The following is a 14,106-nucleotide window of genomic DNA, read 5'->3' as shown; positions in this document are numbered from 1 at the left end:
AACGGGTCCCGCGACGCGGGCCTGCCGGATGTGGTCGGGCAGGATATGGGGAGGCGAGGGGCGTTGGGAAGCGCGCCGTCAGCGCAGCAGCATGTCCTGGATCAGCACTTGCCGAAGTTTCAGCGGCCGCATGGTCTTGTTGGCGACGTGGCGCAACGCGTCCTTGACATAGGCAGGCCCGTCGGCGCCGCGCAGTTCGGCCGGATCGACCTCCAGCAGGCGTCGGCTGATGGCATCGGCGATGCGCGGCAGGTGCGGGTTGACCGTCTCAAGCGGTGTCGCCGGGTCGAACTCCAGCACCGCGCGCAGCCGCAATTCCTGCAGCCGGCGGCCATCGTTCAGGGTGAGAACCAGGGTGGGCAGAGCGGCATAGACGGCTGGGGCCGGAGCGGTGCCGGTTCGGGGCGCGGTGAAGGTGTCCTGGGTGGGGACCGGGCGCAACAGCAGTGCGCCGCCGATCCCGGCACCTGCGAAGGCAAGCATCAATCCGATCAGCGCCAGTACGATCCGGTTGCCCGTCCCATCGAAGGAGGGCAGGGCGGGCGCAGCCGATTCGGCGGTCGCGGTCGTGTTCGCCATTCCGTTCAGCCGCCCTGTTGCGATCGAAGCCTGTGCGGCGACTTTAAAAGCGCGGAAGTGGCAGGTCAAATAATGGTATTTGATCTGGTTTTTCTCTGAATGAGGCAGGTGAGGGACGAAAACGACTGCGAGGGCACCATCGCAATTTCATGTGCATTCGATCTGTTTGTCGGATATGCCGATCCTTGAAATCCAGCCGGAAAATGCAACGCAGCCATCCGTTCCGGGTTGGCAAGGTGGGAAGCCTCTTCCCCCGCCCGCCCGGGGCGTATAATGCTGGGATTCCAACACAACCGGCCGGCTGCCCTGTCCGGCGGCCGGGTCATCCAGAACGTAGCATCGCAAAGCCATGCGCAGAAATCGGCGTTGGCAGGGGCGCGGACAGGGGCGAAAGGCGAGGGTTACCGGTATGAGCAGCACCGACGACCGATCAGTTGGCAGCCGGGCAGCGGGAAGCGGGACGGCCGGCAAAGGGCCGACCGCCCTCAACCCGACCTCCGCCAAGGTCCCCGACTGGACGGACACCTACTTCCGCCGCACCAAGGAAGCGGTGGGCAAGTTCGGCGACAAGACCGTCACCTACGCCATATTCATGCGGCGCCCGGTGGTCTGCGCCCCGCGTCTTGCGGTGGAATGGCTGGAGGCAGTGGCGCGCGAGCGCAACACCAGCTTCCAGATCGACCTGAACTATCCGGAAGGAAAATGGGTCGGCGCCGGCGAGCCGATCATGTATGTCACCGGCTCCTTCTACCATCTGGTCGATTGCGAGACCATCCTCCTGCAGAAGCTGGGTCCGGCCAGCGTCGCGGCCTACAACGCCTTCACCATGTGCGCCGACCTGCCGAAGGTCGCCTTTCTCGCCATGGATGCCCGCCATTGCGCCGGGACCGAAATGGCGGAGATGATGGCCTATGCCGCCTCCGTCGGATCGGACCGGGCCAAGCGCAAGGTCGGAGCCAAGGGCTTCATCGGCAATGCCACCGACGCCACGGCTCCCTATTTCGGGCAGGAGAGGGGCATGGGCACCATGCCGCATGCCCTGATCGGCTATGCCGGATCGACCGTGCGCGCGGCGGAGATGTTCCACGAGACCTTCCCCGATCTGTCGCTGACCGTGCTGGTCGATTATTTCGGCCGTGAGATCACCGACGGGCTGGAGGTTTGCCGCCGCTTCCCGCAGCTTGCCGCCCAGGGCAAGCTGGCGCTGCGGCTCGACACCTCCGGCGGGCGTTTCGTCGAGGGGCTGGATCCGCCCGGCTCCTATGCCGTGCTGGAGCGCCATGCGCCGCATGCCATCCGCGGCTATCGCGACGAGACTCAGCTGCGCTACCTGATCGGCACCGGCGTGTCGGCGGCGGCGATCCATTATGTGCGCGAAAGGCTGGACGAGGCCGGCTTCCCGGCGGTGAAGATCGTCGCCAGCAGCGGCTTCGGCCCGGCCAAGTGCCGCCTGATGGCGGAGGCCAACGCGCCGGTCGACGTGATCGGCACCGGCAGCTACCTGCCCGAACGCTGGACCGAGACCTATGCAACCGCTGACATTATCGAGTATGACGGCGAACGCCGCGTGAAGGTCGGCCGCGAGTTCCTGTTCCGGCGGTAGGTCGCGNGGCAAACGAAGTTTGCGCGTGAGCAGGGGGGAGAAGGGGTTGGTTGGGACTACTTTTTACCCCAGACGCTTCGCAATCAACGGCCCTCTTTCCGGCGCCGTGTCCGTCACCGTGACCGACGCACGCAGGCGGCGTTCGGCCTCATCGGCCTGCGCCTCCGTGCGGGCGTGCAGGATCGCCAACGGGCGTTCTCCCGGCCCCACCGCGTCGCCCAGCCCGGCCACCTCGTCGAAGCCGACGGCGAAGTCGATGGTGTCGGTGGTCTTGGTCCGGCCGCCGCCCAGTGCCACAACCGCCATGCCGACCCCGCGGGTGTCGATGGCGCCGGCGAAGCCGCTGCGCTCTGCGAAGACCGGGCGGACGATGGGGGCGCGTTCCAGATGGCGGTCCGGTTGCTCCAGCAGGTCGGCCGGTCCGCCCAGCGCCGTCACCATGCGGGAGAAGCGTTCCGCCGCCGCGCCGCTGGCGATGGAGCGGTCGGCCAGGACCCGTCCCGCCGCGGCATCCGGCGCCAGCCCGGCAAGCGCCAGAAGTTCCGCCGCCAGCGCTGCGGTGACTTCATAGAGCCGCGGCTCGGCCGGCTCGCCGCGCAGGATGGCGAGGCATTCGCGCATCTCCAGCGCGTTGCCGGCGCTGCGGCCCAGCACCTCGTTCATGTCGGTCAGCAGGGCGACCGCCGGCAGGCCGGCGCCCTTCGACACGGTGACGATGCTGTCCGCCAGCGCTTCGGCATCCTCGAACCGCTGCATGAAGGCGCCGGTGCCGAATTTCACGTCCATCACCAGCGCATCCAGCCCCGCGGCGAGCTTCTTCGACAGGATCGAGGCGGTGATGAGGTCGAGCGATTCGACCGTCGCCGTCACGTCGCGGATGGCGTAAAGGCGCTTGTCGGCCGGGGCGATGTCGTCGGTGGCGCCGATCACCGCACAGCCGACCTCCTTCACCACCCGGCGCAGCAGCTCGTTGTCGGGCTTGGCGCGATAGCCGGGGATGCTCTCGAACTTGTCGAGCGTGCCGCCGGTGTGGCCGAGGCCGCGGCCCGACACCATCGGTACGAAACCGCCGCAAGCGGCGAGCATCGGCGCCAGGATCAGGCTGACCTTGTCGCCGACGCCTCCGGTGGAATGCTTGTCGATCACCGGGCCGGGCAGGTTCAGCGACGTCCACTCCATCACCGTGCCCGAATCGCGCATGGCGCGGGTCAGCGCCACCCGCTCGTCCAGGCTCATGCCGCGGAAGAAGACAGCCATGGCGAAGGCCGCGGCCTGGGATTCCGAGACGCGGCCGTCGGTGATGCCGCGGACGAAATCCTGGATGGTGGCGGCGTCGAGAGGTTGGCCGTCGCGTTTGGTGCGAACGATCTCCTGTGGAAGCATCGCTCAGTATCCTCCCGCCGGAGCCGCTTCCCGTTCGCCGTGCCCGGCGGCGTCCAGCAGCGAGTCGAGCAGGCTGGAGGCGCCGAACCGGAATGTCTGCGGCGTCGCCCATCCCTCGCCCAGGATATGGTCGGCCAGCGCCAGATAGCGCGCCGCTTCAGCCGTGTCGCGGATGCCGCCGGACGCCTTGAAGCCGACGGTCTTTCCCGATTCATAGATGCTGTCGAGCATCACCGCCGCTGCCGGCAGGGTCGCGGCCGGCTGGGTCTTGCCGGTGGAGGTCTTCAGGAAGTCGGCGCCGGCGGCGATGGCGTCGCGCGCCGCCCAGGCCAGCAGGTCGGCGTCGGGGAAAGCGCCCGATTCCAGGATGACCTTCAGCAGCGCCTTGTCGGCGCAGGCCTCGCGGCAGGCCTTCACGACGTTCATCGGCTGGGTGCGGGCGCCGTCGATGAAGGCCTTGTAGGGCAGCACCACGTCGATTTCGTCCGCCCCGTCGGCGATGGCGCGCCGGGTCTCCGCCGCCACGGCCGAGGCGTCGGCCTCGCCGGTGGGGAAATTCACCACGGTGGCGACCTTGACCGGCGTGCCGTCCAGCGCCTTGCGGGCGGTGGGCACGAAGCGCGCCCAGACGCAGACAGCGGCCACCGGCCCCACGGGCGTGACCGCGCGGGCGCAGAGCGCCTCCACCACGCGGTCGCTGTCGTCGCCGTTCAGGCTGGTGAGGTCGAGCATGCCCACGGCCCGGCGCGCCAGATCGGCGTCGGACGGGGCGTTGGCGCTGGCGTCGAGCGCGCTTTGCAGGTCGGCAGACAGTTTCATGACCGGGACCCGTCCTTTTCATACAGGCGTTCGAGGAAACCGACCAACAGGCGCTCCAGGTCGGCGGCGGCCGCCGATGCGGCGGTCAGGGTCTGGTGGTGATCGACCGGCCCGTCGCCGAGCCCGACGCCCAGGTTGGTGACGACGGCGCAGCCGACGACCCGCAGGCCGCAATGGCGGGCGACGATGCATTCAGGCACCGTGGACATGCCGACAGCGTCGGCGCCCAGCAGTTTCATCATCCGCACCTCGGCCGGCGTTTCGAAGGACGGGCCGGGATAGGCGGCATAGACGCCCTCCGCCAGATCGATGGAAAGACCAGCCGCCACCTCCTTCAACAGGCCGCGCAGCTCCGGGTCCCAGGCGTCGGTCATGCTGGGGAAGCGCTCGCCGAAGGCCTCGTCGTTCGGGCCGGTCAGCGGGTTGGCGCCCAGCAGGTTCAGATGGTCGCTGATCGCCATCAGCCGGCCGGGGCCGACCTCCAGCCGCAGCGAGCCGACGGCGGCGGTCAGCACCAGCGTGTCGCAGCCGGCCAGCTTCAGCGCCCGCACCGCGGTCTTCAGCGCGTCGAAGCCCTTGCCCTCATAGGCATGGACGCGGCCCTGCATGCAGGCGACCTCGACCCCGCCGAGCTGCCCCACCACCAGCCGCCCGGCATGGCCGGAGACGCTGGGGATCGGGAAACCGGCGATGTCGGTGTAGGGGATGGCGACGCCATCGGCGATGCGGTCGGCGATACCGCCCAGGCCGGAGCCCAGCACGATGCCGACCCGCGGCCGGTGGCCGGAGGCACGGTGAAGGATGTCCGCGGCGGCGCGGGCTGCGGTCATGTCGGGATTCTCCGCTCAGAAGGCTAAATTGGTTGGGCCGAAGGATTCCGGCAACAGGGTCTCCAGCGTAAAGGTCCGCCGCAGCCCAGCCGGGTCGCAGATGTGGATCGGCGTCTCCGGTGTGGCGAATTCGCGGATGCGCTGGCGGCAGCCGCCGCAAGGGGTGCAGATTTCCTCCGCCCCCGCCTCGCCGCCCATCACGGCGATGGCGCGGATGCGGCGGTCGCCGGCGGTCACCATGGCGCCGATGGCGCTCGATTCCGCGCATTGGCCCTGCGGATAGGCTGCGTTCTCCACATTGCAGCCGGCGAAGATGCGGCCCGAGTCGCCGAGGATCGCCGCACCCACCTTGAATTTGGAATAGGGGGCATGGGCGTTCTCGCGGGCGGCGCGCGCCGCCTCGATCAGGCGGTCAAGCTCGGCAGTGTCGGCCATGGCATCAGCGCTCCTTGACATAGGGGATGCCGCTCGCCTTCGGGGCGATGGCCTTGCCGACGAAGCCGGCCAGCAGCAGCACGGTCAGCACATAGGGAAGCATCTGGATGAACTGCACCGGAATGACGCCGATCACCGGCAGCTCGACGCCCTGCAGCCGCACCTGCACCGCGTCGGTGAAGGCGAACAGCAGGCAGGCGAACAGGGTCGGACCCGGCCGCCATTTGCCGAAGATCAGCGCCGCCAGCGCCAGATAGCCCTTGCCGGCGGTCATGTCGCGGACGAAGCCGGCGCCATGGCCGGTGGACAGGTAGGCTCCGGCCATCCCGGTCAGCACGCCGGTGACGATCAGCGCCTGATAGCGCAGCGTCGCCACCGACAGGCCGGCGGTGTCGACCGCCGCCGGATTCTCGCCGACCGCCCGCAGGCGCAGCCCGAAGCGGGAGCGGTAAAGCACCCAATGGGTGGCGATCACCAGGACCAGCGTCACCCAGATCAGGATGTTGTTGCCGTTGAACAGCTCGCGATAGACCGGCCCCAGCACCGGAACGCCGGCCAGCGCGTCGGCCCCAGGCAGCTCCACCGCGGGGATGCGCGCCTGGTTGGGCAGAAGCGGGGTCTGCCCGCCCTGGTGGAACCAGGCATAGGCGAGCGTCGGCGCCAGCCCGGCGACCAGGATGTTGATCGCCATGCCCGACACCACCTGATTGCCGTTGTGGGTGATGCAGGCGAAGCCGTGGACCATCGCCAGCGTCACACCTGCGGCGATGCCGGCCAGCAACCCGAGCCAGGGGTTCAGCGTGGTCGAGGCGACGGCGGCGGAGAAGAAGGCGCCCGCCAGCATCTTGCCTTCCAGCCCGATGTCGACCACGCCGGCCCGCTCGCAATACATGCCGGCGAAGGCTGCCAGCACCAGCGGCGTCGCCACCCGGATGGTGGCGCCCAGCAGCTGCAGCGCCAGAAGAAGCGCGTCCTCCATCGCTCAGCCCCTTCCCGTATCGGTGATGGCGGCGCTGCGGCGGCGGAACAGCGCCTCCACCTGCGGCTTGAACAGGTTCTCCATCGCACCGGCGAACAGGATGACCAGACCCTGGATGACCATCACCAGCTCGCGGTTGATCGCGGGGTATTCGAAGGACAGCTGGCCGCCGCCCTGCGCCAGAACCCCGAACAGCAGCGCCGCCAGAATGATCCCGACCGGGTGGTTGCGCCCCATCAGCGCCACGGCGATGCCGACGAAGCCGACGCCACCGGTGAAGTTCAGGATCACCCGGTGCTGCACGCCCAGGATCTCGTTCACGCCGACGAAGCCGGCCAGGGCGCCGGAGATCAGCATGGCGATGACGATGTTCCGTGCCGGGGAGATGCCGGCATAGACCGCCGCCCGCTCGTTCCGGCCCACCGTGCGCAGCTCGTAGCCCCAGCGGGTGCGGCGCAGGAACAGGTGGAACAGGACGCAGCAGGCCAGCGCCCACAGGAAGGACAGGTTCAGCGGCGAGGCCGGGATGGTGATGCCGAGCCAGCCCAGCGCCCGGTCCATCGACGGCAGCCAGACGCCGGGGTCGAACTCGCGGGTTTCCGGCGACTGGCTGCCGGGGCGGATCAGCACGTCCACCAGCAGCCAGGTCATGATCGACGCGGCGATGAAGTTGAACATGATCGTCGTGATGACGATGTGGCTGCCGCGCTTGGCCTGCAGCCAGGCCGGGATGAAGGCCCAGGCGGCGCCGAACAGGGCCGACGCCAGGATCGCCAGCACAGCAACCACGGGCCAGGGCCAACCGGTCAGCGCCAGCGCCACCAGCCCGGCGCCGAGCCCGCCCAGATAGGCCTGCCCCTCGCCGCCGATGTTGAACAGCCCGCAATGAAAGGCGATGGCCACCGCCAGCCCGGTGAAGATGTAGCTGGTGGTGTAATAGAGGGTGTAGCCGATGGCCTCCGGGTATCCCAGAGCCTCCGTCACCAGCAGCGACAGCACGTCCACCGGGTTCTCGCCGATCACCAGGATCACCAGCCCCGACAGCACGAAGGCCGCGACGAGGTTGAGAACCGGCAGCAGCGCATACCCGACCCAGCCCGGCACGGCGCCCGGCTGCCCCTTCCCCGACCCGCTCAGCAGCACCGGCGTCTCCTGGATTGCCCCTTGCCGGGGATTCTTAACCGGCAACCCCGCCGCTGACCAAGCATTTCGTCACGCGGAAAAGCCAAGACGTGCGAGGACTTGGAAGCGTCACAAAAGTCTTGCCGCAGCGCAGCATTCTGGCATGCTTCTTATCCATATAAAAATTAAGGTTATGGAGCAAGCCCGATGCCGCTCGACCTGCCGCAGACCTTCCGCCACCATGTGTTCTGTTGCGCCCAGCAGCGTCCGCCCAGCCATCCGCGCGACAGCTGCGCCGCCAAGGGGGCGCATCCGCTTTGGCAGCGGCTGGACCAGAAAATCCAGGGCAAGGGCCTGACGGATGTCGGCATGGCGATGACGGGCTGCCTCGGCTTCTGCTCGGCCGGGCCGCTGATGGTGGTGTATCCGGAAGGCATCTGGTACAGGCCGGAAACGGCGGCGGATATCGACGAGATCGTCGAGTCGCATCTGGTGAAGGATGCGCCGGTGGAGCGGCTGGTGATGNCCGCTGGGCGGGGGAGGGTTAGGGTGGGGGCACCGTCAGCCGACGCTTAACAAAACCCCACGCCTACCAGACCTGCGGTTGCGGCATTGGGACGCGGGCGGATTTGCCCATATTGTGGGCAGCCTCCGCCATTGCCTGTCCGAACCGATCCCATGACCGACGCCGAAACCGCCGACCTGCTGCCAGCCGAGGCCGATTCGGTTCCCTATGCCGTCGGCTGCTTCCTGGCCGCGATCCTGCTGTTCGCGGCGATGGACACGCTGATCAAGTTCCTGACCGCCGGCTACCCGGTGCCGCAGCTGATGTTCGTGCGCTCGCTGGTCGCCTTCCTTCTGGTGGGCGGCTACACGCTGTGGCGGGGCGGCGGACTGGCGGCGATGCGGACGCGGCGGCCCTGGGGGCATGTCTGGCGGGCCTTCGCCGGGCTGATCTCGATGGGATGCTTCTTCTATGCATTCCGGGAACTGCCGCTGGCCGACGTCTATGTGCTGAGCTTCGCCGGGCCGCTGTTCATCACCGCCCTGTCCGCCCCGCTGTTGGGGGAACCCGTCGGCTGGCGGCGCTGGGCGGCGGTGGTGGTCGGGTTCGGCGGCGTGGTGGTGATGGCGCAGCCGTCGGCCGGGGCGCCGCTGGTGCCGGTGCTGGTCGGGCTGTGCGCCGCTTTGTTCTATGCGCTGGCGGCGCTGGCCGTGCGCGGCCTGTCGCGGACCGAGACCAGCGCGTCGATCGTGCTTTATCTTCTGCTGACGACGACGGTGGTCAGCGGTGTGCTGACGGTCCCCGTCTGGACGGCGCCGACCGCCGACGCGCTGGGTCTCATGGCGCTGGTCGGGGTGCTGGGTGCGGGGGCGCAGGTGCTGCTGACCCAGGCCTTCCGCCGCGCGCCGCCGGCGGTGGTGGCGCCATTCGAATACACCGGCATGGTCTGGGCCAGCCTGTTCGGCTGGGTGGTGTTCGGCGACCTGCCGACGGCGCCGGTTCTGCTTGGCGCCATGGTCATCATCGGCAGCGGGCTCTACATCCTGCATCGTGAAACCATGGTGGCGCGCCGCCGGCTGGGTTCTTGACAGGACAGGCCCGGCGGCGACACTCTCGCCGCCTGTTCACGGCTGGGGTGCCCGTGCGGATGCCGGATCGGCGGATGCGCGGGCTGAGACAACACCCATCGAACCTGATCCGGGTCATGCCGGCGAAGGGAGCCGACCGGAACCCGACGGATCGCCTGCAAAACGCCCCGTCCCCCTCCGCGTCGCTCCGCTTGCCGGCGCGTGTTGAGGAGATTTCGGTCATGCGGCGCGCGCTTCCCCTCCTGATCGGCCTGCTGGCCGCATCCTCCTGCCTGTCGTCCGGCGCCCGCGCCGACGACACGCTCTCCTTTCCGGTGCTGGTGCCGCTGACCGGCTTCCTGTCGCTGGAGGGAACCAGCCAGCGCAACGGCGCGGTCCTGGCGCTGAAGCAGACCCCGGCCGGCGTCGCCATCGCATCGGAGGTCGTCGATACCGGCACCTCGCCCGAGGCGGCGGTGACGGCCCTGGAGCGCGCGGCCGGCCGCGGCACGGTCGGAGCGGTCGCCGCCAGCATGCTCGGCACCCAGATGCTGGCGATGCTGCCGCTGGCGCAGGAGTTGAAGCTGCCGCTGGTCACCGTGTCGGGCACCGCGTCGATCACGGAGCAGGGCAACCCCTGGGTCTTCCGCTTCTTCCCCGGCGACGCCGTGACCAAGGCCGCCCATGCCCGCTATGTGGTGGAGGAACTGGGCAAGCGGCAGCCCGCAGTCATCTACCAGACCACCGCCTATGGGCAGAGCGGCAAGACGCATCTCGACGCCGCCTTCAAGGCTCTGGGCGTCACGCCGGTGTTCGAGGAGGGGGTGGACCCGGCCGCCAAGGATCTGCTGCCGGTTCTGACCAAGGCGCTCGCCGCCAAGCCCGACGTGCTGGTGCTGCACCTGCATTCCGGCCCGACGGCGCTGCTGCTGCGGCAGGCGGCCTCCAGCGGGGTGGCGGTTCCCATCGTCGCCGGCTCCGCCATGCATCAGCCGAGCACGGCGGCCCTGCTGGAGCCGGCGGAACTGAAGGGGGTCTGTGCCGAGACCGCGGCCTCGCCCATCTCCGGCGACACGGCGGAGGTGAAGGCCTTCACCGAGGCCTACCGCGCCGCCTTCGGCAAGGAGCCGGATGCCTTCGCGCTCGGCCAATATGACGGCATGACCATGGTGCTGGAGGCGGTCAAGGCCGGCGCCCGTTCGCCCGATGCCATCGCCAAGGCGCTGTCGGCGGAGAGTTTCAAGGGCCTCGCCATGACCTACAAGTCCGACGGCAAGGGCAACATGGCCCATTCCGCCGTCATCGTCTGCTATGACGGGGCCAGCCGCGTGCCGGCGCTGGTCAAGCGCTATGACGACCCCACGCTCGCGGTGAAGTGAGCGGATGGCGGCGCTTCAACTGCTGGTCAACGGGGTGGCGCTGGGGGCGGCCTATGCCCTGGTTGCGCTGGGCTTCGTGCTGGTGCTGAACGCCACCTCGGCGGTGAATTTCGCCCAGGGCGATCTGGTCATGGCCGGCGGACTGCTGGCGGTGGCGCTGGCGCCGCTGATCCCGCTGCCGGGCATCGCCCTGCTGCCGGTGGTGCTGGCGCTGATGGCGGGGCTCGGTCTGCTGCTGGCGCTGGCGGCCTACCTGCCCTTGCGCCGCCGCCCTCCGGTATCGGTCTTCATCAGCACAATCGCCATCGGCATCATCCTGCAGAACGGTGCGGCCATCCTGTTCGGGCCGGAACCGCGTGCCGCACCGCCGCTGTTCGGCGACGCCACTCTCTACATCGGCGGGCTGGCGGTGCCGGAGCAGTCGCTCGCCATCGTCGGGGTGGCGGCACTGCTGATCGGCTTGCAGCAATGGGTGTTCGCCCGCACCCAGCTTGGCCGACGGCTGCGGGCCACCGCGCAGGACCCGGAGATGGCGCGGGCCTGCGGCGTGCCGGTCACTGCGATGATCCTGGTGACCTTCGCCATCGGCGCCGCCTGCGCCGGTGCAGCGGGGCTGCTGCTGGCCAACCGCTATTTCGTCACGCCGACCGCGGGCGGGGATCTGATCCTCAAGGCCTACATCGCGGTGACCATCGGGGGCTGGGGGTCGGTGCCGGGGGCGGTGGTGGGGGCGCTGCTGATCGCGCTGTTCGAGGTGGGGGTGTCGTCTGTGCTGTCCTACCCCATGGCATTGGGGGCGTTGTACCTGACGCTGCTGGCGATCCTGGTGCTGCGGCCGCAGGGGCTGTTCGGCGAAGCGGTGCGACGCCGTGGCTGAGCGGTCCTCGCCGTGCGTCCCCCTCACCCCAACCCTCTCCCCGGGGGGGAGAGGGGGCTATGTCGGGGTGGAGAATGTCGCGCTGTTTGCCGGCGCCCTGGCCCTCCTGGTCTACGCGTTGGCTTTCGCCTCTCCCTACGGCCTGCGCGTCCTGACCGTTGCCGGTGTCTATGCGCTGGCGGCCTTCGGGTTCCAGATCGTCTTCGGGCTCGGCGGTGCCTTGTCCCTGGCGCAGGGCGCCTTCTTCGGCGTCGGCGCCTATGTGACGGGCATCCTCGGCAGCCGCCATGGGTTGGGCTTTGAGGCGACCTTTCCGCTGTCGATGCTGGTGCCGCTCCTGCTGGCGCTGCCGGTCGGGCTGGCGGTGCTGCGGCTGGAGTCGCATTATTTTGCATTGGCGACGCTGGGCATCGCGCAGGTCCTTCATCTGCTTGCGGTCAATTTGCCGGAGCTGACCGGCGGTTCCAACGGATTGGCCGGGGTGCCGGCGGTGGTGCTGTTCGGCTGGGCGGTGCCGCGCGGGTTGCCGATGGCGGGGCTGGTCTGGGGGCTGGTGGCGCTCGGCGGGCTGGTGGGATGGCGGTTGACGCATGGAAAGCTCGGGCGCTCGCTGACGATGCTGCGCGACGATCCGCTGGCAGCGGGCACGCTGGGGCTCGACGTCGGCCGGCTGCGGCTGACGGCCTTCGGCATCAGCGCCCTGTTCGCCGGCGCGGCCGGGGCGCTGGCCGTCCACACCCAACGCGTCGTCTCGCCGGAGGTGCTGGAGTTCCCGGTCATGGTCTCCATCCTCACCATCGCCATCGTCGGTGGGCGGGGGCGCATGGCCGGGGCGGTGCTGGGTGCCGTGCTGCTGCTGCATCTGCCGGAATGGTTCCGCTTCCTGGAGCGCGGCTATCTGGTCGTCTATGGCGCGGCGTTGCTGCTGACCGTGCTGCTGGCGCCCGACGGGCTGACCGGCCTGCTCGGCCGCGCCGCCGGGCGCCTGTTCGGCCGTCCGGCCCGTGCCCTGCCGGAAGCGCGCGAGCCGCCGCCGTCCGTTTCCGAGGATGGGCTGACGGTGGAGGGGCTGGCCAAGTCCTTCGGCGGCTTGCAGGCGGTGGACGGCGTATCGCTGGAGTTGCGGCCGGGGAGCATCACCGGGCTGATCGGCCCCAACGGGTCGGGCAAGACGACGGTCATCAACCTGCTGTCTGGGCTGGAGCGGCCGGATGCCGGGCGGGTGCGGCTGGGCGGGCGCGACGTCACCGGCGCCCGCGCCGACCGTCTGGCCCATGCCGGGCTGGCCCGCAGCTTCCAGGCGGCGATCCTGCCGGAAGGAACCGGTGTGCTGGAGGCGGTGGCCGCCGCCCGTCTCGCCGTCGATCCCGACGCGGCGACGGCGGAGGCGCATGCCCGCTGGGCGCTCGACCGGCTGGGGGTGGGCGACCTTGCCGGCCAGTCCTGCGACGGGTTGCCGGCGGCGCTGCGTCGCCGGGTGGAACTTGCGCGAGCCGTTGTCCGTCGGCCCGCCGTGCTGCTGCTGGACGAGCCTGCGGCCGGGCTGACCGACGGCGAGAAGGCGGAGTTGGCCGCCCTGCTGCGCGAACTGGCGGGGGAGGGGATGGCGGTCCTCCTGGTGGAGCATGACATGGGCTTCCTGCTGCCGCTGGCCGGGCGGGTGCTGTGCCTCGACCGCGGGCGGGTGATCTATGACGGTCCGGCCGACGGGGTGCGCCGGGATGCGACGGTGGCGGCGGCCTATCTGGGTCGGGCGGGGGACCTCCAATGAGCGAACGTCATTCAAGCCCGCTGCTGTCCGTTCGCGGTCTGACCGCCGGTTATGCCGGTGCGACGGCGCTCGACGGTGTCTCGCTGAGCGTCGCGGCGGGAGAGACGGTCGCGCTGCTCGGCGCCAACGGGGCGGGGAAGTCGACGCTGTTGAAGGCCCTGCTCGGCCTCGTGCCGGCCCGCGGCAATCTGCGCTTCGACGGCGGCGATCTCGGTCCGCTGGCGACGGAGGCGCGGGTCCGCCACGGCATCGGCTATGTGCCGGAGGGGCGGCGGGTCTTTCCCGGCATGAGCGTGCGCGACAATCTGGAGGTCGCCGGCCTGCCCGCCGCCCGCGACCGTGCGCAGGATGTCGAGCGCGTCTTCGCCCTGTTTCCCGATCTGGCGGCCAAGAGCCGGGACAGCGCCTGGCGCCTGTCCGGCGGCCAGCAGCAGATGCTGAGCCTGGGGCGCGCGCTGATGGGGCGGCCGCGCCTGCTGCTGCTGGACGAGCCGTCGCTCGGCCTGTCGCCCAAGCTGGCCGACGAGGTGTTCGGCGCGGTCGGCCGCATCGCCGCTGCCGGCACCGCTGTTCTGCTGGCGGAGCAGAGTGCGGCGCGCGCCCTGACGGTCGCCCCGCGCGCCGTCCTGCTGCGGCTGGGCCGCGTGGTGGTCGACGGGCCGGTGGCGTCGCTGTCGGACGAGGTGTTGCGCGGGGCGTTCTTCGGGGTTTAGCGCAAATTCCCTGCGTGTCCTGTGCAACAGGTGTCTGCCTCCTG

The 14,106-nt window shown here is 69.7% G+C and carries 13 protein-coding genes, 1 pseudogene and 1 riboswitch; of the genes and pseudogenes, 7 read left to right on the top strand and 7 right to left on the bottom strand.

What is annotated here, in order from left to right; all coding sequences use genetic code 11:
• Positions 1–78: 78 nt before the first annotated feature.
• The gene (locus tag A6A40_RS20710) at positions 79–579 is read right to left on the bottom strand and encodes a flagellar basal body-associated FliL family protein (protein WP_108547761.1); all 501 of its coding nucleotides are present in this window, start codon (positions 577–579) and stop codon (positions 79–81) included.
• Positions 580–988: 409 nt separating this feature from the next.
• Here A6A40_RS20710 and A6A40_RS20705 point away from each other — a divergent pair, with 409 nt between their 5' ends.
• Positions 989–2,182, top strand: coding sequence for a nicotinate phosphoribosyltransferase (locus A6A40_RS20705; protein WP_236783919.1), 1,194 nt, complete (start codon positions 989–991; stop codon positions 2,180–2,182).
• Positions 2,183–2,245: 63 nt separating this feature from the next.
• Here A6A40_RS20705 and deoA read toward each other — a convergent pair whose 3' ends face one another.
• The 6 genes from deoA to A6A40_RS20675 all read right to left on the bottom strand — a co-directional run bounded on the left by deoA (position 2,246) and on the right by A6A40_RS20675 (position 7,771).
• Positions 2,246–3,565, bottom strand: coding sequence for a thymidine phosphorylase (gene deoA / locus A6A40_RS20700; protein WP_108547759.1), 1,320 nt, complete (start codon positions 3,563–3,565; stop codon positions 2,246–2,248).
• A 3-nt stretch (positions 3,566–3,568) separates the two neighbouring features.
• On the bottom strand, positions 3,569–4,297 hold the full coding sequence (deoC, locus tag A6A40_RS20695) for a deoxyribose-phosphate aldolase (protein WP_418208622.1): 729 nt from the start codon (positions 4,295–4,297) through the stop codon (positions 3,569–3,571).
• An 83-nt stretch (positions 4,298–4,380) separates the two neighbouring features.
• Positions 4,381–5,214 (bottom strand): purine-nucleoside phosphorylase, encoded by an 834-nt coding sequence (locus A6A40_RS20690; RefSeq protein ID WP_108547757.1) that lies wholly within the window; start codon positions 5,212–5,214, stop codon positions 4,381–4,383.
• Between the two features lie 15 nt (positions 5,215–5,229).
• Entirely contained in the window at positions 5,230–5,649 is a 420-nt protein-coding gene (cdd, locus tag A6A40_RS20685; protein ID WP_108547756.1) for a cytidine deaminase, read from the bottom strand.
• Positions 5,650–5,653: 4 nt separating this feature from the next.
• On the bottom strand, positions 5,654–6,628 hold the full coding sequence (locus A6A40_RS20680; protein WP_108547755.1) for an ABC transporter permease: 975 nt from the start codon (positions 6,626–6,628) through the stop codon (positions 5,654–5,656).
• A gap of 3 nt (positions 6,629–6,631) precedes the next feature.
• Positions 6,632–7,771 carry an ABC transporter permease gene (locus A6A40_RS20675; protein WP_108547754.1) on the bottom strand — a complete coding sequence of 380 codons (1,140 nt, stop codon included), beginning with the start codon at positions 7,769–7,771 and terminating at the stop codon, positions 6,632–6,634.
• Positions 7,772–7,957: 186 nt separating this feature from the next.
• Here A6A40_RS20675 and A6A40_RS31575 point away from each other — a divergent pair.
• From A6A40_RS31575 to A6A40_RS20645, 6 genes and pseudogenes are all read left to right on the top strand, one after another.
• Positions 7,958–8,275: pseudogene (locus A6A40_RS31575) on the top strand ((2Fe-2S) ferredoxin domain-containing protein); the annotation flags it as partial.
• Between the two features lie 153 nt (positions 8,276–8,428).
• The gene (locus A6A40_RS20665; protein ID WP_108547752.1) at positions 8,429–9,343 is read left to right on the top strand and encodes a DMT family transporter; all 915 of its coding nucleotides are present in this window, start codon (positions 8,429–8,431) and stop codon (positions 9,341–9,343) included.
• A gap of 33 nt (positions 9,344–9,376) precedes the next feature.
• Positions 9,377–9,491, top strand: a riboswitch (TPP riboswitch).
• Between the two features lie 73 nt (positions 9,492–9,564).
• Positions 9,565–10,701, top strand: coding sequence for an ABC transporter substrate-binding protein (locus A6A40_RS20660; protein ID WP_108547751.1), 1,137 nt, complete (start codon positions 9,565–9,567; stop codon positions 10,699–10,701).
• A gap of 4 nt (positions 10,702–10,705) precedes the next feature.
• On the top strand, positions 10,706–11,578 hold the full coding sequence (locus A6A40_RS20655) for a branched-chain amino acid ABC transporter permease (protein ID WP_108547750.1): 873 nt from the start codon (positions 10,706–10,708) through the stop codon (positions 11,576–11,578).
• A 67-nt stretch (positions 11,579–11,645) separates the two neighbouring features.
• Entirely contained in the window at positions 11,646–13,349 is a 1,704-nt protein-coding gene (locus A6A40_RS20650) for a branched-chain amino acid ABC transporter ATP-binding protein/permease (protein WP_108547749.1), read from the top strand.
• Complete coding sequence (locus A6A40_RS20645; RefSeq protein ID WP_174718538.1) at positions 13,346–14,062, top strand: ABC transporter ATP-binding protein; 717 nt, start codon at positions 13,346–13,348, stop codon at positions 14,060–14,062. Before A6A40_RS20650 ends, A6A40_RS20645 begins: the two co-directional genes overlap by 4 nt.
• The last annotated feature ends 44 nt before the right edge of the window (positions 14,063–14,106 follow it).

Origin of the sequence: Azospirillum humicireducens (assembly GCF_001639105.2) — a bacterium.
Taxonomy (GTDB): Bacteria; Pseudomonadota; Alphaproteobacteria; order Azospirillales; family Azospirillaceae; genus Azospirillum; species Azospirillum humicireducens.
The sequence above is the reverse complement of the archived record's forward strand: the minus strand, read 5'-3'. Positions and strand labels throughout refer to the sequence as shown.